The organism is Micromonospora sp. NPDC047644, assembly GCF_040704315.1.
GTDB lineage: Bacteria > Actinomycetota > Actinomycetes > Mycobacteriales > Micromonosporaceae > Micromonospora.
In genome coordinates, this window is record NZ_JBEYSY010000009.1 from 177,844 (window position 1) to 198,836 (window position 20,993).

Sequence of the window (20,993 nt, forward strand, 5' to 3'; positions counted from 1 at the left end):
CCGTCCCGCCTCCCGCGGAAGCAGGGATGATCCGGGTGCTGCTCGCCGACGACCAGGCGCTGATGCGGGCCGGCTTCCGGGCGCTGCTCGACGCCGAGGACCACCTGGAGGTCGTCGGTGAGGCGACCGACGGCACGTCGGCCGTCCACCTGTCCCGGTGCCTGCGCCCGGACGTCGTCCTGATGGACGTGCAGATGCCGGGCCTCGACGGCATCGAGGCCACCCGGCGCATCGCCGCCGATCCCGACCTGGCGGCGATCCGCGTCCTCATCCTCACCAACTACGGGCTCGACTCCTATGTGTTCGCCGCGCTCCGTGCGGGCGCCAGCGGATTCCTCCTCAAGGACGCCGACCCGGCCGACCTGCTGCACGCCGTCACCGTCGTGGCGCGCGGTGACGCGCTGCTCGCGCCGACCGTCACCCGCACACTGATCAGTGAGTTCGTGGCCGGACCCCCGCCGGTCGTGCCGACCGCCGGACGTGACGTGCTGACCGCCCGGGAGCAGGAGGTCGTCGAGCTGGTCGCCCGTGGGCTGACCAACGACGAGATCGCCTTGCGCATGGTGATCAGTCCGCTGACCGCCAAGACACACGTCAACCGGGCGATGACGAAGCTGCACTGCCGCGACCGGGCCCAGGTGGTCGTGTGGGCGTACGAGTCGGGGCTGATCACGCCGCGTCGGCGGTGATCGCCGTCTCCGAAGCCGAGTCGATCACCCCCCCTTGGGAACACGAGGCAGGGTCGACGCACTAGCATTGCCGCCGTCCGCGACGGCTCTGCTGAATCGAGGCGACATGCGTTGGCTCCGTCGATTGCTGGGCGGTAGGCGAGTCCAGCTCGACCCGGGACGCCAGCAGGCGCTGCTGCACGACGTCCAGTCCCGGTACGGCCCCCACGCGCGGGTCCGGTTCAACGAGCAGGTCGACGCGCTCGCCGGTTCGCTCGACAGCGACGACGGCCTGGTGGTGGCGACCCGGATCGTGAGTCAGGTCGCCGACGAGGCTCACGTGGACCTTCAGGCCCAGGCGCAGGAGATCCACCGCCGGACGGGCCGACGGCTGCTGGTGCACCGCCGTAACTACCGGCCGCTGTGGAAGGAGGCGGGCCCGGCCCTGCGCTGGCCGCTGTTCGCGCTGCCGTGCGGCTTCCACCCGTACGCGCAGGTGGCCGCCGCCGTCACCGTGGTCGGCAACAGGGCGCCCCGGCTCGACCGGGTGACCGACCCGAACCCGCTGGTAACCCGCGTGTTCGAGGTGCTCGACCTGACCACCTCCGGCTGGGAGTACGGCCGGGTGCGGGTGGACACCGACGCGGCCACCCTGGCCGATCGGCTGATCGTCAGCGCCGGGCGGGTCCTCGCGGCCATGGACGACCCGCCGCGACTGCCACCCGCGGTCCGGGAGCTGATGCGTCGCAACAACACCGTCGCCGTGCACGATCCGGCCGGCCCCCGGGCGGTCGGCGGCATCAACCTGGGCGCGCGGATGCGGGAGGAGTTCCTGGTCTGAGCGCCCGTCGGCGCTACTGACGACAACTGCGCGCAACCGCTTGCCGGTCCGGCGAACGCCGCTCGACCATGGGCGGATGGGGCCGGAGCGTCGCGTGATCGTCGGGGTCGACGTGGGCGCCAGAGCCGTGCGGGCTGTCGCGTTCGCACTGGACGGCACCGCCCGGCACGTCGCGACGCGGGAGTACCCACCGCGTGAGCCGATGCCCGGCTGGCAGGTACAGGACCCGGACGTACTGATGGCGGCCACAGTGGCGGCGATGTCCGCGTGCGTGGCCGACACCTGCGGGGCGGAGGTGGTCGCCGTCGCGCTCAGCTCCGCCCGGTACGGCCTGATCGGGCTGGACGCGGCCATGACGCCGGTGACGCCGCTGCTGACCCGGCGCGACAGGCGGTCGTCGGAGGCGGCCCGCGAGTTGCGGTTGTCCGGCCAGAGCCGGGAACTGCACCGGTTGACGGGCACCCCCGTGCACCCGATGAACCCGCTCTGCAAGCTGCTGTGGTTCGCCCGCCACGAGCCGCGGCTGTGCACGGCGACGCGGTGGTGGATCGGCCTCAAGGACTACGTGGTTCATCGGCTCACCGGGATGCTGGTGACCGAGTTGTCCTCGGCATCGGGCACCGGGATGTTCGACGTGCACCGTCGAGGGTGGAGTTCCGCCGTACTCGATCTCGCCGGGGTGTCCGAGAGTCAGCTGCCCCCGGTGCTGCCCACGACGGCGGTCTTGCGGTTGTCGGCGACGGCCGGGCACGCGGTGGGTCTGCCCTCCGGCACACCGGTCGTCGTCGGCGCGGGAGACGGTCCGTTGCGGAGTCTGGGCGCGGCGGCGACCGACCCCGCCGTCGGTGGCCTGACGCTCGGGGCCACGGGCGCCCTGCGGACGGTGGTCGAGGCTCCCCTCACCGACCCGGCGGAGACCTTCTGCTGCGGTGCGTTGACCGACGACGCGTGGGTTGTCGGCGGCGCGCTCAGCAACGGCGGCAACGTCGTACGGTGGGCGGGACGTGTCCTCGGTGACGACCGGGCCGCGCCCGCGCTCCTTGATCTCGCCGAGCGGATCGCACCGGGCAGCGACGGTCTCGTGATGCTGCCCTACCTGCGGGCCGACGAGGCCCCGCCGCAGGATGGTGCTCCGCCGGGCGCGTTCCTGGGCCTGCGCAGTGAGCACTCGCGCGGCCACCTGGTGCGGGCTGCCGTGGAGGGCGTCTGCCTGCAACTCGCTGGGGTCCGTGACCGGCTGGCCGCGCTGACGCCGATCCGCAGCGTCCGCCTGACCGGCGGCGCCTTCGGGTCTCCGCTGTGGCGCGAGGTGATGGCGGCGGTGCTGGACTGCCCGGTGCGCGTCGCGGGTGTGGGCGAGCACGTCACCCTCGGCGCGGCGGCCCTCGGGCTCTTCGCGACCGGTCACAGCAACGATCTCAAGGAGTCGGTCAGCCAGCTCGATCCCGGGGTCGCCCGCGGCGAGCCCGTCGCGGTGGACCCGGCGCTCGCCGCGGCCTATCGCGGGCTGCGGACGACGATGCCGGCGCTCCTCACCGTCGCGGGTCGCCTGGGCGAGATCCTCGACGAGGCGACCGACGCCCTCAGTGCTCCGGCTCGTCCTTGACCTGCGCCACGAGCTGGGTCGGGTTGACGTAGCGCAGCGCGACGACGAGCAGGACCAGCATCATCGAGGTGTAGATGACCGCCATGGCGTCGACCGACTGCTGAGCCCTGATCCCGGACGCGGACATCGAGTAGTAGAGCGCCACCACCAGGGTCTGCGAGTCCGGCCCCGCGGTCAGGAAGGTGAGCTCGAACATGCCCACGGTGCGGACCAGCACGAGGATCGCCGAGGCGAGGATGCCCGGGACGAGCAGCGGCGTGAGGACCCGCAGGAACACCGTCCGCAGGCCCGCGCCGCACATGCGCGCCGCGCTCTCGATCCTCGGGTCGATCTGCTCGATGAACGGCGTCATGGTCAGGATGACGAAGGGCACCGACGGCACGAGGTTGGCGAGCACCACCCCGGACATGTGCCCGGCCAGGCCGAACTTGTAGAGGACGGTCGCCAGCGGGATGCCGTAGGTGATCGGGGGCATCAGGATGGGCAGCAGGAACACCAGGAAGATCAACCGTTTGCCCGGGAACGAGCGCCGGGCGAGCGCGTAGGCGGCCGGCACGCCGATCACCAGCGACAGGCCCACGACGAGGACGGAGACCTCCAGCGTCACGACGATGACCTGGAGCAGCGTGAACTCGTCCCAGGCTCGGGCGTACCAGTCGGTGGTGTAGCCGTCCGGGAGCCAGGTGTCGAACCAGCGCTGGCCGAACGAGCTGACCAGCACGGACGCCACGACGCCCAGCAGGTTGAGGAAGAAGAAGATGACGACGCCCCACACGATCCAGGCGGCCGGGCGCGCGGCGATGCGCCGCCGCCGGTCGGTCCTGGTGGCGGGGGGCCGCGCTGGTGGGGCCTGGGTGCTCGTTGCCATCAGCCCTTGCCTCCGGTGGAGCCGGTGTAGAAGCGGCTACGGGCGGCCAGCACCACAGCGATGATGACCAGCTCGACGAAGCCCATGATCATGGCAATCGCCGACGCGTACGGGTAGTCGTACTGCTCGTACGCCGCCTGGTAGGCGGCGAGGGAGATGACCCGGGTCTCCCCGGCCGGGTTGCCGACCAGAACGGCCGACGGGAACACGCTGAACGCCAGGACGAAGGTCAGGCAGAACGTCGTGGCCAGGCCGGGCATCAGCAGCGGCAGGGTGATCCGGGTGAACCGCCGACGCCAGTCCGCGCCCAGCGTCGCGGCCGCCCGTTCCAGGGTCGGGTCGATGCCGGACAGGTACGACAGCACCAGCAGGAACGCGAACGGAAAGCCGGTGATCACCAGCGAGAAGAAGACACCCCAGTAGTTGTGGGTCAGTCGCACCGGCTCGTCGACGAGGTTGCTGGCCAACAGGATCCGGTTGAACCAGCCGGTCGGGCCCAGGAAGTTCAGCAACCCCTGGGCGGTGAGGACGGTGCCGAGCGTGATCGGCACGACCAGCAGCGTGGTGACCAGCCGCTTGCCCCGGAACCGGCCACGCATCCGGTAGGCGATCGGCACCGCGGCGAGGACGTTCAGGAGCGCGGCGGGCAACGCGATCCGCAGCGTGATCCAGATGGTGCCCCGTTCGTAGGAGTCGGAGAAGAACCGGGCGTAGTCGCTGAGCGGCCCGCCTCTGGTCGGCTGGAACGAGAGCGTCAGCCCGTAGAAGAACGGGTAGAGGAACAGGGCGATGACGAAGACCAGGGCCGGGACCAGCAACCAGAGCTGACGATCGACGCCCCGCTCAGCGAGGCGGTGCTGCCAGTGCGCCAGCGGTCTCCCGGGCACGCCGCCGCTCACCGCGTCGCCCCCGAGGCGTCCGCGAGGCGGTCGGGCTGCGCCGACGCGTCGGCGGGATAGACGAGCAGCCGCTGCGGGTCGACGGTGAGCTTGACCTGGTCGCCCGGCGCGATCCGCTGCTCGGTGCGCAGGTGCAGCAGCAGCCCGGTGTCGGTGCGGGCCTCGGCCGCCAACTCGCGGCCCTGGTACTCCACCACCTCGACGGTCGCCGACATGGCGTTGCGAGTCTCGCCGGGCCCGTCGACGCGGATGTCCTCGGGGCGTACCGCGACCATGACGTCCGCGCCGGGCTGGAGGCCCCCCACCACCTCGCCGAGCAGGCGATGGCCGGACGACTCGACGCTGGCCCGGCCGCCGTCGGACTGCTCCACCCGACCCCGCCACAGGTTGCGGTAGCCCATGAAGTCGGCGACGTGCCAGTTCGCCGGTCGGGTGTGCAGCTCCCGCGGCGAGCCGATCTGCTGCACCCGCCCCTCTCGCAGCACCACCAGCCGGTCGGCCAGGGACAGCGCCTCCTCCTGGTCGTGGGTCACGTAGACGGTGGTGAGCCCCAACGACTGGTGCAGCCGGCGGATCTCGGTCCGCATCTCCAGACGCAGTTTGGCGTCGAGGTTGCTCAGCGGCTCGTCCATCAACACCAGGGACGGCTCGAACACGACGGCGCGGGCGATCGCGACCCGTTGCTGCTGGCCACCCGAGAGCTGACCGGGCAGCTTGTCGACGTGGTCCTCCAATCGCACGAGCCGCACCGCCTCGGCCGTACGCCGGCGCGTCTCCTCCCTGGGCAGCCGCCGCATCCGCAGCCCGAAGGCGATGTTCGCCCGGACCGTCAGGTGCGGAAAGAGGGCGTAGCTCTGGAACACCATGCCGAAGCCGCGCCGCTCCGGCGGGAGCGTGTCGATGCGGCGCTCGTCCTGCCAGATGCTTCCCGCCGTCAACGGCAGCAGCCCGGCCAGGCAGTTCAACGCCGTCGACTTGCCGCAGCCGGACGGGCCGAGCAGGGCGATGAACTCCCCCGCCTCGATCGTCAGGTTCAGGTCGGTGAGGGCGGCCTGGCCACCGAACCGGCGGGACACCCCGTCCAGCCGCAGCCGGGTGAACGCGCTCATCCCTGCTTGACCTTGCCGCCGCCGATCTCGCGGTCCCAGCGGCTGAACGCCGCCACCAGGCTCTTGGCGTCGAGCGGGACCTCGGTCGGGTTTCCGGCGATCAGCGCGTCGTACTCGGGGCGGCCGAACTCCCGGATCGCGTCCTGGCTCTTCTGCGGCGCCGACGAGAGCTGGACGTCCTTGATCGCCGGGCCTGGGTAGAAGTAGCCCTCGTCGTACGCCTTGGCCTGCTGCTCAGGGGTGAGCATGAACGCCAGCAGGGCCAGCACCGCGGCCTGGGTGTCGGTTGACACGCCCTTGGGCAGGACGGCGTAGTGCGCGTCGGTGACCCAGTGGAAGCCGTCGATCGGGGTGATCCTGGCCTCCTTGGGCACCGTGCCGAGCACCCGCGGGTTGATGTCCCAACCGGTGGTGCTGACGATCAGGTGGGCGGTGCCGTTGGCGAGGTTCTTCATCGTCTCGGTGGTGCCGGACGGGTAGTAGTCGACGTACTGGCCCAGCTCCTTGAGGAATGCCCACGTCTTGTCCCAGCCCGCGGTGGGGTCCTTGGGGTTCGTGTCCCCCAGGATGTAGGGCAGTCCCATCAGGAACGTCCGCCCCGGGCCGGAGTTGGCCGGCCGGGCGTACTGGAACCGCTTCGGGTTGGCCTTGGCCCAGGCGAGCAGCGCGTCCGCGCTGGTGGGTGGCGTCGGCAGGCGGGACGGCAGATATTCGAGCAGCGGACCGGACGGGTAGTAGGTGACGGTGACGCCCGCGTTGCCGGCGAGCTTCTGCATCGCGGCGGCCGGTGCCAGGTAGTTGCTCATGCCGCCGAGGCGGTCCTGGAAGGTCGGCAACACGTCGATCCAGAGCCCCTGCTCGATCCCGGCGGCCAGGCCGTCGACGCCGGTCAGCACGAGGCCGATGTCCACCCGGTCCGCCCCCTGCTGGGCCTTGATCTTCCCGGCCAGCTCGGGCGCCGGCGCCTTCGAATAGGTCACCCGGGAGATCACCTCGGGGTTCTTCTCGACGAACTCGTCGATCATCGCCTGGGTCAGCTGGAGGCTGCCCGCCACGTCGAGGACGTTGAGCGTGACGGCCTTGCCGGGCCGCTGCGGCACCTCACCGGTGCTGTCGCCCTTGTTGTCGCCGGGGGCCTCGGGTGCCCCACACCCAACCGCGCCCACCAGGAGCGACGATGCCGTGACCAGGAGAGCGCCGCGCCGTGAGATACCCATGAGCTGTTCCCTCCGCCAGGTGTCGTCGGTGCTGATTGAGGCAGCCGGCGCGCCGTGGCGGCAACGGGTTGCCATGTATTGCCTCGCGCGAATGCGTTCGACCGTTGGATTGTTGCGGGGGCATTGCCGAGTATTCACGCCCGTCATAGCATGATCACTGCGCCCCAGCTGGGAGGAGCATGACAATGCCCGACCACACCAGGCCGCCCGAGAAGAGAGTCACGATCTACGACGTCGCGGTCGAGGCCGACGTCTCACCGTCCACGGTGTCCCGCGCCTTCTCCCGGCCGAGTCGCGTCAACTCCGAGACCGCCGAACGGATTCGGCAGGTCGCCGAGCGGCTGGGCTACCGGACCAACCCGCTTCCCCGCGCCCTCACCACGTCCCGCACGCGCGTGATCGCGCTCGTCATCGCCGACATCACCAACCCGGTGTACGCCGGGATCGTGCGCGGGGCGCAGGAGACGGCGATGCACGACGAGTACACCACGGTGCTCATCGACGCCCAGGAGTCCGACCGGGTGGAGCGGGCGGCGATCGAGCGCACGATGTCGACGGTCGACGGCATCGTGCTCGCCAGCAGCCGGATGTCGGACTCGGCCATCCGGATGTTCGCCAAACAGCGGCCGGTGGTGGTCCTCAACCGTTCCGTCGCCGACGTGCCCTGCGTCGTGACGGACAACCCCCGCGGGGTCCGGCGGGCCGCCGAGCACCTTGGGGAACTGGGGCACGACCACATCACCTACGTCGCGGGGCCGCAGGCGTCCTGGCCGAACGGCATCCGCTGGCGGTCGTTGCTCGAAGCCGGCATGGAACTCGAAATCAAGGTGCGCCAGATCGGCCCCTTCAGCCCCACCATCGAGGGTGGCGAACGGGCCGCCGAGGAGCTTCGCGCTCGTCCCGCGACCGCCATCCTCGCCTTCAACGACCAGATGGCGATCGGGCTCATCCGGGGCCTCACCCGGATAGGCGTCGACGTTCCGGGCGACGTCAGCATCGTGGGTTTCGACAACACTCTCGCCGCCGACATCGTCACACCCGGGCTCACCACGGTCGCGGCACCGTTCTACGCGGAGGGTTCCGCGGCGGCCCGGCACCTGCTCACGATGATCGAGGGCGCCCCCGGGCACACCGGACGGCCGATGGTCCTGCCGGTACGCCTCGTTGTCCGCCACTCGACGGCCGCCCGCGACCGGAAAGCGGGTCGCCCCCGACCGTGGGTACGCCAGCGGCCGGCGCTCGCCGCGAGCCTGCCACCTCTCTCGGAGCAGTGAGATGGCTCACCCGCCGCTCAGTCGAGCCAGCAGATCACCGCGGCGCCATCCCTGGCGGCCGCACCGAAGAAGCGTTGAACGTCGGGTAGGTAATGGGCCACCCACCCAAGTTGGCCGGGTCGGTCCCAGGTTCCGGGGTAGATGTCGGCGCGGACCAACTCCTGTGGGTCGACGCCCCGGATGAAGTCGTCCTGGGTGAGCTCGGCCAGGCGCGCGGCCGCCGTCGCGACGTCGACCGGTGTCAGATAGGTGGGCGGCCCGTAGCCCCAGTCGTCTTCGAGGTTCTCCACGAAGTCGAACATCTCCTCGCTGTCGGGCTCGACGTCGGGCAGCTCCACGAACCGCTCCGCGCCGGAGACCAGCGGAATCTCGAAGCCCAGCCGATCGAGGAGGAACTCGAACCCGTCCCAGGCCTTGTCGATGGCCTCCCAGCGTTCAGAGTTGTCGTTCCGTTGCGTCATCGCGAGGTCGTAGGCCCAGCCGAGGTCTGTTTTCGCCCGCTCCAGTTCGTCGGGCGAAACGCGCAGCCAGTTACCGTTCATACTCACCGCGGCAGCCTAGGTACCGGCTACGACAGTTCCGGACAGCACCGAGCTTCCCGCAGCCATGGTCCACCGAGTCGACGGCGGCTCTCGCGGAACGTGTCGGGGATTGGGGCCGCACGGGCCGCGACAAGAAACGACAACTCGTTGCCGAGGCACGGCCCCATCGAGCAACATCGACGCTCACCCATCTGTCGACGTCGTCGTGCTCCCGCGCCGGGCGCACGACGACGAGTGGACGAACGAGGAGACGGCGATGATCCGAGGCTCGACGCCCAGGCTACGACGGACCCTCATCGTGCTGGGCACGGCACTGGCCACCGTCGCGGCCACCCTCACGGTCGCCACCGCCACGCCGGTCGCCGCGGCTCCGTCGCCGGACGACTACAACGGCTCCGACCTGTGGCTGCGGTACGTACCGGTCGACGACGCGAAGCTACGCGCTGACTACCTGCGCGCGGCCACGGCGATCGTGGTCGAGAACGCCGACGCCACGAAGGTCCACCGGCACACGACGGACCTCGCCATGGCCCCCGATTCGCGCGAGAAGCTCGTCGACACCACGCTGGGCGCCGCCCGGGACGAACTGGTCCGCGGTCTGGGCGGGCTGCTCGGTCAGCCGATCCCCGTGGCGACGGTCGACGGCGGCACGGTCCCGGACGGCGCGGTCGTGGTGGGCACGCCGACGAGTTCGCCGCTGGTGGGCCGCACCATCGCCACCCGCGACCTGGCCAAGGTCGGCGACGAGGGCTACCTCGTCCGCACGGTGACGAGGGGCGGGGCACGGTTCACCGTCATCGCCGGCACCACCGACCTCGGTGCGCTGTACGGCACCTTCGCCTTCCTCAGGCTGCTACAGACCCGGAAACCCGTCGACCACCTCCGCGTCGCGGAGTCACCGAAGATCAAGCATCGGTTGCTGAACAACTGGGAGACCGAGCGTCTCTACGCGGGCAACAACGCCTCCGGGCTGGGCGGGCTGAACGGGGAGAGCGGGGCGATCTTCAACTTCGCCGCGACCGGTGCCAGCGCCGGCCGGAACCTGCCCGTCATTCTGGACCGCTACCTCGTCATGGCCCGCGCGTTGGCGTCCCTGGGCATCAACGGCATCACCATCAACAACGTCAACGCCGACAACGCGTACCTGACGAGCACCCGCATCGCGCAGGAGGCGGCCCTCGCCGACGCGCTGCGTCCGTACGGCATCAGGTTGGGCCTGTCGATCCGCTACACCGCACCGACCGACAGCCGGTTCGCGCCGGACACCCTGACCAACAGCCAACTCGATCCGTACGGCGCGGACTTCCGGGGCTGGTGGCACCGCCGGGCCCAGCAGATCCAGGCCGCGATCCCGGACTTCATGGGCCTCACCGTCAAGGCCAACTCCGAGGGCCAGCCGGGGCCACAGGACTTCGGGTACGACCACGGTGACGGCGCCAACGCCATCGCCGCCGCGATCGCGCCGCTCGGGATGACAGTGCACTGGCGGACGTTCGTCTACAACGCCGAGGTCGACAACGACCGGCTCAAGCGGGCCTACCTGGAGTTCGGGCCGATCGACGACGAGGTCCAGCCGGACGGCAGCCGGGGACGCTTCGCCGACAACGTGTTCCTCCAGACCAAGAACGGGCCGCTGGACTTCCAGGCCCGGGAGCCCGTGCACCCCATGTTCGGCCGGATGGAGAACACCAACCAGGCCCTCGAACTCCAGATCACGCAGGAGTACACCGGCCAGAACTGGATGCTGGCCTACCTCGGCCCGATGTACGAGGAGATCCTCAAGACCGACACGTACGCGACCGACGCGAACGGGAACCTGCTCACGAAGCGCCTCGTCGGCAACATCGTCGACGGGACCGCCCAGCACCACCCGGACACCGCCATCGTGGGTGTCGCCAACCTCGGCAACGCGGACAACCTGACCGGGCACCACTTCGCCCAGGCGAACCTCTTCGCCTTCGGACGTCAGGCGTGGGACTGGACGCTCGACTCGGCGGACATCGCGACCGACTGGACGCGGATGACCTGGAGCAACGACCGGCGCGTCGTCGACACCATCAACCGGATGATGATGGGCTCGTGGGAGTCGCTGGTCAGCTACCAGACGCCGCTGGGCATCGGCCACCAGTTCGCCGAGGGCGCCCACTACCGCCCCGACCCCGCCGACTGGGCCGGCCGCGACGACTGGAGCCCGATCTACTACAACAAGGCCGACAGCGTCGGTCTGGGCTTCGACCGCTCCCCCACCGGCAGTAACCTGGCCGCCCAGTACTTCCCCCGGTTGCAGCAGCGCTACGGGAACATCAAATCGGTCCCGGAGAACCTGCTGATGTGGTTCCACCACGTGCCGTGGGGCCATCGGATGGACAGCGGCCGGACGTTCTGGGACGAGTTGGTCTACCGCTACCAGATGGGCGTGCAGTACGTGACCTGGATGCGGGAGACCTGGGACGCGCTGCAACCCGACATCGACGCACGCCGGTTCACCGAGGTACGCGCCAAGCTGGCGGTGCACGAGGCGGACGCCGCCGACTGGCGGGACACCTCGGTGAACTACTGGAAGGAGTTCAGCGGGCGGGACGTCCCGGTGGACGACGCGCCGCTGTCGGCGACGATCGTCGTCAACGGCAAGAGGTTCGGCGGCTTCAACCTGTCGGACACCTCGTACACCATCCCGCTGCCGGCCGGGGCGTCGCCGACCATCACGAAGGTGCGAACTGCCGACCGGAAGGCCCGCTACGAGATCATCTCCCAGGCGGCCGACGTGCCCGGTCAGGCGGTCGTCAAGGTCACGACGGAGAGCTTCTTCGGCCCACTGGTGAAGAACTACGTCTTCAACCTGGTGCCCGACACGACGCTGAAGGCCCTACGCGTCGGCGGCAAGCGCCTGGAGTCCTTCGCGCCGACGGTGCTGCGCTACAACGCCCTCACGCCGGCCGGCACCACCACCGTGCCGACGGTCACCGCCAGCGCCGCCGACCCCGCCGCCACGGTCACGGTCGAGCAGGCGACCAGCCCCACCGGGCAGGCCCGGGTCACCGTCACCAACGGCGCAGCCTCGTCGGTCTACACGGTGGACCTGAACACCACGATCACCGGCAGCGACGAGTTCGACTCGGCCCAACTCGGCCCGCAGTGGCAGTGGGTACGGCCGGACGAGAGCAGCCGGCGTCTGGCCGAGGGGTCCCTGGTCATCACCGCTCGGCAGGGCGACCTCCAGGGCACCGTGAACACCGCGAGGAACATCGCCCTCCAGGACGTCGACGGTGACTGGACGGCCGAGTCCAGGGTCGTCTTCTCCCGCCCACTCGCCGCCAACAACGAGCAGGGCGGTGTTCTCGGGTACGCGGACGACAACAACTACGTGAAGCTCGCCTGGGAGATGGGGAACGCGACCGCCGCCGTCAACAAGACCCGGATCGTTTTCCTGCGCGAACAGAACGGCACGGCGTCCACCCTGGAGATCACCGGAGCGGACGCCCAGCGCATCGTCGGGGCCGACGGCGCCGTCTGGCTGCGACTGACCAAGGCCGGGGCCAGCTACCGCGCCTACTACTCCACCGACGGAAGCGTCTACCGCTACATCGGCACCCACACGCTGAACGCCGACGTGACGAAGGCCGGGCTGTCAGCCTTCAACCGGGCCGGCACCTCCACCGACCTCGACGTCGCCTTCGACCACTTCCGGATCGAGAGCCGCGGGGAGCGCATCCGCTAGACGAGAGCGTGACCGACGGTCACCGCCGACCGGCGACCGGCGACCACGACCGGGCCCGTCCCCACGGTGGGACGGGCCCGGTCGCGTTCCCCCGAGCAGGATTCGTTACCGTCAGCCGCCGATCGCGATGGCGAAGATGTGCATGGTCGGCACGTTCGTCGCGGGACGGGCGCTGATGTTCGGCAACACGACCGAGGCCACCGCCTTGCTCTGCAACGCCACACCCACGTAGTAGACGCACGCGGCGGTGTTCTGCCGGCCGTTGTTGGGCCGGTTCTGATACGCGGACACGATCGCCGCGGTGCCCCCGGAGTGCGGCCCGCCGTACCAGTCCGGCGAGCTCAACGTGAACGTCTGGCGGGTGCCGTCGGCGTAGACCACGGTGCCGGTGCCGGACACCGCGCCGTAGGTGCCGGTCAGCAGGAAGCCGAGGGTGCTGCCGGTGCCGGTGACGCCGATGGTCTGGCCCGAGGCGACGGCGTTGTCGGCGACCCCGGAGCTGACGTTGGGCCAGCGGAAGTTCACCCCGTTGCGGCTGATCGTGCCGCCCGGGCTGGCGCCGGCCGCCGCGAGGGCCTGCGCGGAGAGCGAGGCCCCGCCGCCGTCGAAGTTCCCGACGTTGGTGTTGCTGTCGCTGGTGATGCCGACGTTGGTGAAGCTCTGCTCCAGCGTCGGCGTGGCGACCCCGGAACTGGTGACCCGGTAGGTGCGCCCGGCCTGCACGGTGACCTCGACCAGGTCGGACTCGATCCGGGTGACCCGGGCCGCCGTACCGTCGGCGGTGTCGACCACGGTGACGGTGCCGGTCAGGATCCGGGAGCGCAGGCGGACGGTGCCGGCCCGGTCCGGTCGGACGAGGATCTCGGTGGCCACGCCGCTCGCCCAGGTGATGCCGACCGTGTGCCCACCCCGACCGCGTAGACCGGTCACCCGCCCGCTCGGCCAGGCCGGCGGCAGCGCGGGCAGGACGTGCAGCTCACCGATGTGGCTCTGCAACAGCATTTCGGCGATGCCGGCGGTGGCGCCGAAGTTGCCGTCGATCTGGAACGGCGGGTGCAGGTCGAACATGTTGGGCGCGAGTCGCGCGGTGGTGGCGAGGTAGCGGATCAGGTCGTGGGCCCGCTTGCCCTCCTCCATCCGCGCCCAGAAGTTGATTTTCCAGGCCAGCGACCAGCCCGTGCCGTCGTCGCCGCGCAGCGCCAGGGTCCGCCGGGCCGCCTCGAACAGCTGTGGCGTGCCGCGCTTGGTGATCTGGTTGCTGGGGGCCAACCCGTACAGGTGCGAGATGTGCCGGTGGTTGGGCTCGGTCTCCACCCAGTCGTAGAGCCACTCCATGATGTTGCCGCGCGAGCCGACCTTCATCGGGGGGAGCCGGTCCCGGGTGGCACGCACCTGGGCCCGGAAGGTGCTGTCCACGTCGAGGATCTCGCTCGCCCGGGCAACGCCGTCGAACAGGTCGCGCAGGATCTGGTTGTCCATGGTGGGGCCGGCACAGACGCTGGCGTTCGAGTGGTGACTGAGCTCCGGTGAGTTCGACGGGTTCGTCACCAGGTAACCGAGGGTCGGCTCGGTCACCAGGGTGTTGAGGAAGAACTGCGCGGCGCCCTTCATGGCCGGGTAGTTCGTCCGCAGGAACTCGATGTCACCGTTGAACAGGTAGTGATCCCAGATCAACGTGGACAGCCACGCGCCGCCGGTCTGCCACATCCCCCAGAACGCGCCGTCGACCACCGCGGTGGCCCGCCACGCGTCGGTGTTGTGGTGGGTGACCCAGCCACTGGCGGAGCCGTACTGCACCTGGGCGGTCCGTGCCCCGGCGACGGCGAGGTCTCTGACCATGTCGAAGACCGGGTTGTGGCACTCGGCCAGGTTCGTCGTGTTGGCCGGCCAGTAGTTCATCGGCAGGTTCGCGTTGATCGTGTACTTCGAGTCCCAGGACGGGGTCAGCGAGTCGTTCCAGATGCCCTGGAGGTTGGCCGGCTGGGTGCCCGGCCGGGAGGACGAGATCAGCAGGTAGCGGCCGAACTGGAACAGCAGCGCCGAGAACTGCGGGTCGTTGACGCTGTTGTGCTGGGCGATCCGGACGTCCGTCGTCTGGTTGGCCGCGGACGTGCGACCCAGATCCAGGGTGACCCGGTTGAACAGCGCCTGGTAGTCGGCCACGTGCCGGCTGCGCAACTGGTCGAAGCTGCTGGCCCGCGCGCTGCTGAGCCGCTGCCGGGCGATGCCCTGGTAGTCGCCGCCGACGTTGCGGTAGTTGACGTAGCTGGAGCCGATGGAGATCAGCAGGACCACGCTGTTGGCGTTCGTCACCCGCAGGGTGCCGCCGGAACTCGACACGCTGCCGCCGCTGATCGTGGCGTTGGCCAGGGCGAGGAACCGGACCTGGCCGTTGACGCCCTCCTGGTTGCCCGACACACCGTCGAGGCCGATCGTGGTGCCGTCCGGGCTGGACACCGACGTGCGCTGTGGGCTGTCGAAGGTGGCGGTGAAGCTGATCGAGCCGGTGCGGTCGGCGGTCAGTCGCATCGCGATGACCTGGTCCGGCGCGCTGGCGAACACCTCCCGCTGGTGGCGCACGCCGTTGAGCACGTACGACGTGGTCACGGTGGCGGTGGTGAGGTCGAGCGTCCGGTCGTACTGCGACGCTCCGCTGGCGGAACCGAACGCGAGCCGGAGGTTGCCGACGGTCTGGTAGGCGAGCTGACCGCCGGGGTTGCCCATCATGGTCTGGTTGATGAGATCCTGGGCCTGGGTCCACTGGTTCGCGTTGACCAGCCGTCGGATCTCCGGCAGCGCCGCCGCGCCTCGGGTGTTGCTGGGATCGTGCGGCCCACCGGCCCAGACGGTGTCCTCGTTGAGCTGGAGCCGCTCGGTGTCGACATTGCCGAAGACCATGGCGCCGAGCCGGCCGTTGCCGATCGGGAGCGCCCGCAACCAGTCGGTGCCGGCGCCCTCGTCGTACCAGAGCGCCATGTCCCCGGCGGCCATCACCTGCGGCGGGGCCACCGAGTCGGCCTTGGCCACCGCGGTCCAGGGCACCGGCAGGAGAGCACCGCCCGCGCCGGCTGCGCCGACCTTGAGGGCTTGCCGTCGGGTCAGGTCTGACATCGATCCTCCAAACGGTGACCAGTCCGGCCACCCCGAAGCGTGACAACTATGGGACTCGACATGGGGATCCGCTTGGTGGGGCCAACCGGGACCCTGCCTGAGCAGGCCGACGCCGGGCCGTGGCGCGCTAGACATCTGATGTGTTTCGGGAAGGTTACTCCGGGGCCACAGAATAGGCAATGGTCGATACATGGCGGAACGTGCACCCTACGGCCTTTCCTACTGACGACTCTGGCTCAGCGCCAACGACGGCGTGCCACCGCCGCTTCGGCAGCCCACCTGGCGATCGGCCCCCACGAACCACATACATCTGATGTACGGACGTTTCGGGGATCTGGCCAGCAGGTCAGTCTCACGGCCAGGAGCAGAGCCGTGGGCCTCCGCTCCTGCTCGACGGAGGCCCACAGGTGATGCGTTCGTTCAGCCAGGGCAGCGCAGCGGGACACACATGCCGCCAGGTCTACAACGGCCGCAACGCACGCCAGATCTACACGTCAAAGGCCGCGACCGCTTCGGGTACACAGCCCCGTTTCCCGGTCCGTCGCGGACAGGCGTCGGCGCCGCCGCAGACAGGCATCGCTGTTTAAGAACCGTTTGCGACGGCGCCGTCGATGCGAATTACTCTCTGATCAGTTCATTTAATCGTTCCATCGACCCTAGGTCGTCGAATTCAGCAGCCGCCGCGGTCAGCCTTTCGTAATAAGCGCGCGAGATTGGCAATGCATCCTCATAGAGGAACTCGCAGAGTGTCGCGAAGCCAAGGCCCGCTTCACCATCCCGTACATACTCCCTGATGCTGGTGCGGATTCCCTCCCTTAGCGCCGGGGCGTCGTCGAGCAGCTTGAGGACCCGTGCTTGGGCCTGTCCGAAGTCCACGCAAACATCCTATTGGCTCAGCGGCGGGAAGCCGGTGATGATGCGATCAGTGAAGGGCTCGTAAATCACCCGAATCTTCACGCCATCGACGTAGCCCTCGATCTGCACCCGGTGTGGATTGCCACGCCGGGTCAGATCAGTGCCCGGTGCAACACCATCCGGCCACTTCCAGGAACTCGAAGGGTTGGTTGCGACCTCGGCGACGCTGTCCAAAATGCGCTCTGTGTCCCAGTCAGACGGGAACACAGACTTGCCATTCTGACCTGGCCACTTGTGTCCTCCACCGGTGCGGTTGCCACTGATGATGTGGTACTGGGCCTCACCATCAATGAGTTGCCGGCCTGGTCCACAGTTGTGCACCAGCACCGGGGTCTTGCCGGCCACCACGTAGTAGGTGGGAATGCCGGCAACGGTGAGGTTGTGTACTCGTGACTCAGCAGGGCGCGTCCAAATCTTCTTGATCTCGACGACGTGTCCCGTCGGCGTACGCAACGACTGGCCGACTTTCAGACCCTCTGCCTGCACCCAGGAGCCGGTCTTTGGCACCCAAAAGGGGTGGTTGTGGGTCGCCGTGAGGGTAGCCGTCCGCTGGCCATCGTCACCGTCGACATCCACAGTGACGTCGACCAGCACCTTCGCGCCAACACTGGTGACAGTCGCCGTTACCGGCTTGCGCATTGTCCGGTTGGTGACTGGGTCGGTTGCGAGGACCAGGTCACCCACCCGCAGGTCCTCAATGTTGCGGTTACGGCTGCCGCCCAGCAACACCTTCGTGCCTGGGACGAAGCTACTGGTCCGCTTACAGCCCTTGGCTAGGTCCTGGACGATGTTCATGATGGTCCGGAGCTTGTCGGCGTCCTTACCGGTCTTCACGCCTCGGCTCACGACGCCGAGGCCCGGCGCCATCGAGCCCACAGACAGCAACCCACCGACCCAGTCTCCTCGCTTGAACGAGATCGCTGCGTCGATTCCGTCACAGACCTCCCCGGCACCGGGGATCAGTCCGCAACCACCGAGGACAAACTGCAACATGTCCATAAGCAGTTCTGGATTCTGATCAACAAAATTCTTCAGGTCCTGAAGCATCAAGCAGCCGGACGTGTTCGTCGCCGCCGTCGAGCCACAAAGTTCAGGAGTGATCAGCGCCAGCCCGAATTCCTTGTAGACGGTGAAGCACTGCTGCGAGACGGACCCCTCAATCAGGCAACCCCAGGTCTTGTGTTCGTCGCTGGCCGTGCCGGTGCCGCCCGTTCCGCTACCGGGAGTGTTACTACGTTGGATTAACTCATGTTCCTTTAGACCGTCCAGGTAAATCTGACCCGCCTCGGTGGCAGCCGCGTTCGCTGCCGCAGCATCCGCTCCTGCTGCGGCCGCATCGGCACGCGCCTGCAGTTTGGCCTGGTAGGCCACCTCGGCGTCGAGATTGGCACGGCGTGCCGCAGCGGTGGCGGTAGCCGCGGACTTGGCGGCGGCGACGGCGCTGTTCTGAGCCGCACTTGCGGCCTGACGGGCCGTCTCCGCCGACTGTGCTGCCTGCTGGGCCGACTGTCGCGCATTCTCGGCCGAGGTCATCGCCTCGGCCGCCGACGCAGCGGCGTCCCCAGCAGATTTACGGGCCTGGTCCGCGTACACGGCTGCCTCCGCAGCCTTGCCTGCAGCAAGCATCGCGGACTCGCCTGCCTTCGCGGCATCCGAGAGAGCCGTTTGGGCGAACTGCTGAGCCTGCTTGATCAGAGCCCGCACGGTGGCGACGTGGGTAGCTTGCTCGACGTCCCGTTGGTGGGCCTGATAGCGCGAGACACTCAAGAAGTAGGAGATGTATGACGCCGGACCAGCCAGCGCCACCTCGCCGGCGGCGTTGACCTCCGGTCCACCCGACTCCATCGCCCGGTAGACCTCAAGCCGTTCGTCCGCGGTACGCGCGGGGTACTGCCCAGAGCGCAGGAACTGGTGCAGCTCCGCCGCCGTACCGGTCAGGGCCCTGTTCGCGGCCTCGGTCAAGGTGGGGCCGGCATCCTCCAAGAGCGCGTAGGCCGTCCGCCGATCGGCCGCAAACTTGCCGGTGTACGAGCGGGTGCGGAGGAACTGTTGCACCCCTGCGTCGTCACCAGCCAGCGCCGCTTGCGCCGCCGCCTTCTCCGCCCCGTCCGCCAGCGTGTCGATAAGGTGCCAGGTTCGGGCCCGGTCGTCTTGGCCGACCGCCGCCGTGCGACCGACCGCGAGCCAGGACCGCAACTCCACCTCACCACCGGAGAGGGCCTCCTCAGCCGCCCTCTTCGTCCACTGGCCGCCGCTGACTCTCAACGCCAGCGCAGCACGTCGACCTCGGTCCAGTACGACATCGGTCGGCGCACCCGAGGCAGACGCCTCGTTCAGTAGCTGACGAGTATCTCCATCGACCCGGTCCGCTTCAGCGGTGTCCCAGGTCAACTTGCGGTTCCACGCAGCACGGTCACCATCGGCGGCGTTCCGCGCCGTCTGCTCAGCTGCGGCCTCCTGTGATTTGAGGACGCCCTGTGCGGTGTCCTCCGCCAGTCGAGCCGCATCGTCCTGACGCGCCACCTGTTCAACCTCGACTGCAAGGTTCGCCGCCGCCACCGCCGTATTGGCGGCCCGTACTGCCGCCTCGGCATGTTTCCTCGCCTCGTCGGCAGCGTTCGCGGCGTCGCCCGCCGCGTCTGCCGCAGCGTTGGCTGCAACAGCCGCTTGCTCTGCGTGCTCCGCAGCCTGCAGGGCGAAGGTAAGCGCTTGGTCTGCGGCCTTGGCAGCAGCCTTGGCCAACGTCAGCGCACGATCGGCGGCTCGGGTGGCAGCTGCTGCCGCAGCACGCGCCTTCGCCGCGGCGTCACGCGCCCGGCGGGCCTGGCTGTTCGACACCCCAGCCTGCGCGGCTGCCTGGTCGGAAGCGGCCGCCGCCTCGTCGGCGTTGCCGCCGGCCCGTTTCGCCGCTGCCCCGGCCGCCTCCGCCTCGGTGAGCGCCTGAAGGTACTGAGCGCGCTTCTGCTCCAACTCTCGAGCAGCACGTGCCGCATCTCGCGCGGCCTCGGCGGCTTGCCGCGCTGCGGTGGCCTGGTTCCGGTCCCGCCGCGCGTCGGCCGCAGCCTGCTGGGCTCGGGTCGCCGCCCGAGCCGTCAGCGACGCTGCGGTCGTCGCCTTGCCAGCAGCATCCGACGCGATCCGCGCGGCTCGCATCGCCGCATTCGATGCACCGATCGCGTCTTGGGCAGCATCAGCCGCGCCCCGGGCGGCATCAGCCGCGCGTCCTGCGGCGGCATCCGCCTTGGCGGCGGAACCTCCTGCTGCCTTCGCCTCGGAGGCGGCTCTCTGCGCAGACTTTTTCGCCTCATCCGCTGCGTTCGCGGCGCGGGTCGAGGCCTGAGACGCGGACAGAGATTCCTGAGCGGTCGCCAGCCCTGCCTGCTTGGCCTGCTCCGTCAGGCTTTCAACCGACGCGAGCTCCTTGTCCCGAGCCCGGGCCACGAACTGTCCGGAAGCCAGGAAATCATTCAGCTCCTCGGCAGTGCCGGCAAGCGCCTTTTGTGCAGCCTCGTCCAACACCGGACCCGTGTTATCTGGACCGCCGTCAAGCATCCGGGTTGCCGTCAGCCGCGCATCGGCATAGGCGGCAGCATGACGCCCCGTGCTCAAGAACTGGCTAAGTTCCTCGGTGGTGCCGGACAGGGCCTTGTTGCCCGCCGCTTGCACCGTCGGCCCACCGGCCGCCACCAGCCGATAGGCGCGTACCCGCTCGTCGGCATCCCACGCCGACTCGTAGCCACCGCTGACGAAGGTCCTCACGGCCGCAGGAGAGGTTTCCAATGCCTGCAAGGCCGCGGCGCGCATGGTGGGGCCATCCATACTCGCCAGAACCTGCGCTGCGGCACGCTCGTCGGCCTCACGCGCGATGGCCCAACCCGTATCGATGAAAGCTTTCACCACTTCGGCGGAGCCAAGAAGTGCGGCCTCTGCCGCACGCTGCACTGATGGGCCGCCGGAGACCAAGGCATAAACTGCCGCCTCCCGATCTAGCGCCTCATCGGCTGTGTCGGCGACAGCCGGCGTCACCGGTGTCAGCAAGGTGCCGACAAGGGTAAGCACGATCAGGAGCCCACCTCGACGTGCCCGTGCAGATCTGACCCCACCGGCTCCGACGCCGGCGATCATTCTCGGCCAACTTTGCATGGCCATCCTCCCCGTGAGTTCGAACGACAGCATTGCGAGTGCACCTGACGGCCCGATCATCGGCTCAAGCAGCGGTGGACGC

The 20,993-nt window shown here is 69.2% G+C and carries 13 protein-coding genes; 5 read left to right on the forward strand and 8 right to left on the reverse strand.

Annotation, left to right across the window (positions count from 1 at the left end):
• The first annotated feature begins 26 nt into the window (after positions 1 to 26).
• The 3 genes from AB0877_RS16820 to AB0877_RS16830 all read left to right on the forward strand — a co-directional run bounded on the left by AB0877_RS16820 (position 27) and on the right by AB0877_RS16830 (position 3,115).
• On the forward strand, positions 27 to 689 hold the full coding sequence (locus AB0877_RS16820) for a response regulator transcription factor (protein ID WP_366609642.1): 663 nt from the start codon (positions 27 to 29) through the stop codon (positions 687 to 689).
• 106 nt (positions 690 to 795) lie between these two features.
• Entirely contained in the window at positions 796 to 1,509 is a 714-nt protein-coding gene (locus tag AB0877_RS16825) for a hypothetical protein (protein WP_366609644.1), read from the forward strand.
• Between the two features lie 76 nt (positions 1,510 to 1,585).
• A complete protein-coding gene (locus AB0877_RS16830; protein WP_366609645.1) occupies positions 1,586 to 3,115 on the forward strand; it encodes a gluconokinase in 1,530 nt (509 codons plus the stop codon).
• Here AB0877_RS16830 and AB0877_RS16835 read toward each other — a convergent pair.
• The 4 genes from AB0877_RS16835 to AB0877_RS16850 are packed head-to-tail and all read right to left on the reverse strand — an operon-like array spanning position 3,093 to position 7,208.
• A complete protein-coding gene (locus AB0877_RS16835; protein WP_366609646.1) occupies positions 3,093 to 3,983 on the reverse strand; it encodes an ABC transporter permease in 891 nt (296 codons plus the stop codon). The two genes, AB0877_RS16830 and AB0877_RS16835, sit on opposite strands and share 23 nt — an antisense overlap.
• Positions 3,983 to 4,870, reverse strand: coding sequence for an ABC transporter permease (locus AB0877_RS16840; protein ID WP_366609647.1), 888 nt, complete (start codon positions 4,868 to 4,870; stop codon positions 3,983 to 3,985). Before AB0877_RS16840 ends, AB0877_RS16835 begins: the two co-directional genes overlap by 1 nt.
• Positions 4,871 to 4,878: 8 nt before the next feature.
• On the reverse strand, positions 4,879 to 5,991 hold the full coding sequence (locus AB0877_RS16845; protein ID WP_366609649.1) for an ABC transporter ATP-binding protein: 1,113 nt from the start codon (positions 5,989 to 5,991) through the stop codon (positions 4,879 to 4,881).
• A complete protein-coding gene (locus AB0877_RS16850) occupies positions 5,988 to 7,208 on the reverse strand; it encodes an extracellular solute-binding protein (RefSeq protein ID WP_366609650.1) in 1,221 nt (406 codons plus the stop codon). Before AB0877_RS16850 ends, AB0877_RS16845 begins: the two co-directional genes overlap by 4 nt.
• Before the next feature lie 185 nt (positions 7,209 to 7,393).
• On the opposite strand from AB0877_RS16850, the gene AB0877_RS16855 reads away from it, so the two are divergent.
• Positions 7,394 to 8,482 (forward strand): LacI family DNA-binding transcriptional regulator, encoded by a 1,089-nt coding sequence (locus AB0877_RS16855; protein WP_366609651.1) that lies wholly within the window; start codon positions 7,394 to 7,396, stop codon positions 8,480 to 8,482.
• A gap of 17 nt (positions 8,483 to 8,499) precedes the next feature.
• Here the strand turns inward: AB0877_RS16855 and AB0877_RS16860 are convergent, their stop codons facing one another.
• A complete protein-coding gene (locus AB0877_RS16860; protein WP_366609860.1) occupies positions 8,500 to 9,024 on the reverse strand; it encodes a YfbM family protein in 525 nt (174 codons plus the stop codon).
• Positions 9,025 to 9,280: 256 nt separating this feature from the next.
• On the opposite strand from AB0877_RS16860, the gene AB0877_RS16865 reads away from it, so the two are divergent.
• On the forward strand, positions 9,281 to 12,742 hold the full coding sequence (locus AB0877_RS16865; RefSeq protein WP_366609653.1) for an alpha-glucuronidase family glycosyl hydrolase: 3,462 nt from the start codon (positions 9,281 to 9,283) through the stop codon (positions 12,740 to 12,742).
• A gap of 111 nt (positions 12,743 to 12,853) precedes the next feature.
• Here AB0877_RS16865 and AB0877_RS16870 read toward each other — a convergent pair whose 3' ends face one another.
• The 3 genes from AB0877_RS16870 to AB0877_RS16880 form a co-directional block, all read right to left on the reverse strand.
• Positions 12,854 to 15,853: a glycoside hydrolase family 95 protein gene (locus AB0877_RS16870; RefSeq protein WP_366609655.1), complete on the reverse strand. Its 3,000-nt coding sequence runs from the start codon at positions 15,851 to 15,853 to the stop codon at positions 12,854 to 12,856.
• Positions 15,854 to 16,471: 618 nt separating this feature from the next.
• Entirely contained in the window at positions 16,472 to 16,729 is a 258-nt protein-coding gene (locus AB0877_RS16875) for a MafI family immunity protein (RefSeq protein ID WP_366609656.1), read from the reverse strand.
• 9 nt (positions 16,730 to 16,738) lie between these two features.
• Entirely contained in the window at positions 16,739 to 20,944 is a 4,206-nt protein-coding gene (locus AB0877_RS16880) for a polymorphic toxin-type HINT domain-containing protein (RefSeq protein WP_366609658.1), read from the reverse strand.
• Positions 20,945 to 20,993 lie beyond the last annotated feature (49 nt).

Coding starts and splice junctions, on each gene's coding strand:
- AB0877_RS16820 (WP_366609642.1), top strand. CDS start 27: ATGATCCGGGTGCTGCTCGCCGACGACCAGGCGCTGATGCGGGCCGGC.
- AB0877_RS16825 (WP_366609644.1), top strand. CDS start 796: ATGCGTTGGCTCCGTCGATTGCTGGGCGGTAGGCGAGTCCAGCTCGAC.
- AB0877_RS16830 (WP_366609645.1), top strand. CDS start 1,586: ATGGGGCCGGAGCGTCGCGTGATCGTCGGGGTCGACGTGGGCGCCAGA.
- AB0877_RS16835 (WP_366609646.1), bottom strand. CDS start 3,983: ATGGCAACGAGCACCCAGGCCCCACCAGCGCGGCCCCCCGCCACCAGG.
- AB0877_RS16845 (WP_366609649.1), bottom strand. CDS start 5,991: ATGAGCGCGTTCACCCGGCTGCGGCTGGACGGGGTGTCCCGCCGGTTC.
- AB0877_RS16850 (WP_366609650.1), bottom strand. CDS start 7,208: ATGGGTATCTCACGGCGCGGCGCTCTCCTGGTCACGGCATCGTCGCTC.
- AB0877_RS16855 (WP_366609651.1), top strand. CDS start 7,394: ATGCCCGACCACACCAGGCCGCCCGAGAAGAGAGTCACGATCTACGAC.
- AB0877_RS16860 (WP_366609860.1), bottom strand. CDS start 9,024: ATGAACGGTAACTGGCTGCGCGTTTCGCCCGACGAACTGGAGCGGGCG.
- AB0877_RS16865 (WP_366609653.1), top strand. CDS start 9,281: ATGATCCGAGGCTCGACGCCCAGGCTACGACGGACCCTCATCGTGCTG.
- AB0877_RS16870 (WP_366609655.1), bottom strand. CDS start 15,853: ATGTCAGACCTGACCCGACGGCAAGCCCTCAAGGTCGGCGCAGCCGGC.
- AB0877_RS16880 (WP_366609658.1), bottom strand. CDS start 20,944: ATGCTGTCGTTCGAACTCACGGGGAGGATGGCCATGCAAAGTTGGCCG.